Origin of the sequence: Curtobacterium sp. B18 (genome assembly GCF_000333375.1) — a bacterium.
Classification (GTDB): Bacteria; Actinomycetota; Actinomycetes; order Actinomycetales; family Microbacteriaceae; genus Curtobacterium.
This window is the reverse complement of sequence record NZ_BACZ01000358.1, coordinates 1-523: the sequence shown is the minus strand read 5'-3', so window position 1 is coordinate 523 and position 523 is coordinate 1. Positions and strand designations below refer to the sequence as shown.

General features: G+C 63.5%; 1 rRNA gene and 1 pseudogene. One reads left to right on the top strand and one right to left on the bottom strand.

Going from position 1 to position 523, the window contains the following annotated elements:
* Positions 1-339 (bottom strand): 23S ribosomal RNA (locus I5E_RS23540); the annotation flags it as partial.
* Between I5E_RS23540 and I5E_RS24440 the strand changes: the two are divergent.
* Positions 338-523 (top strand): annotated as a pseudogene (locus tag I5E_RS24440) (nucleoside triphosphate pyrophosphohydrolase); the annotation flags it as partial. The gene I5E_RS23540 and the pseudogene I5E_RS24440 sit on opposite strands and share 2 nt — an antisense overlap.

Sequence of the window (523 nt, the reverse complement as noted above, 5' to 3'; positions counted from 1 at the left end):
TGTGCTTGAGCCCCGTTACATTGTCGGCGCGGAATCACTTGACCAGTGAGCTATTACGCACTCTTTCAAGGGTGGCTGCTTCTAAGCCAACCTCCTGGTTGTCTATGCAACTCCACATCCTTTCCCACTTAGCACACGCTTAGGGGCCTTAGTTGGTAGTCTGGGTTGTTTCCCTCTCGACGATGAAGCTTATCCCCCACCGTCTCACTGCTGCGCTCTCACTCACCGGCATTCGGAGTTTGGCTGACGTCAGTAACCTGTTGAGGCCCATCGGCCATCCAGTAGCTCTACCCAGGTGGTGCTGCACGCCGGGCTCGCCGAGTCGTTCGACCTCGAGGACGTGGCCGCCGGGGCCCGCGACAAGATGGTGCGCCGACACCCGCACGTGTTCGGCGACGAGCGGGCGGACACCGTCGAGGACGTCGTGCGGGTCTGGCGCGCGGCCAAGGCGGCCGAGAAGTCCTCGCGGCGGAGCGTGTTCGACGGGGTCCCGCGGGCGATGCCCCCGATGGAACGGGCGGTC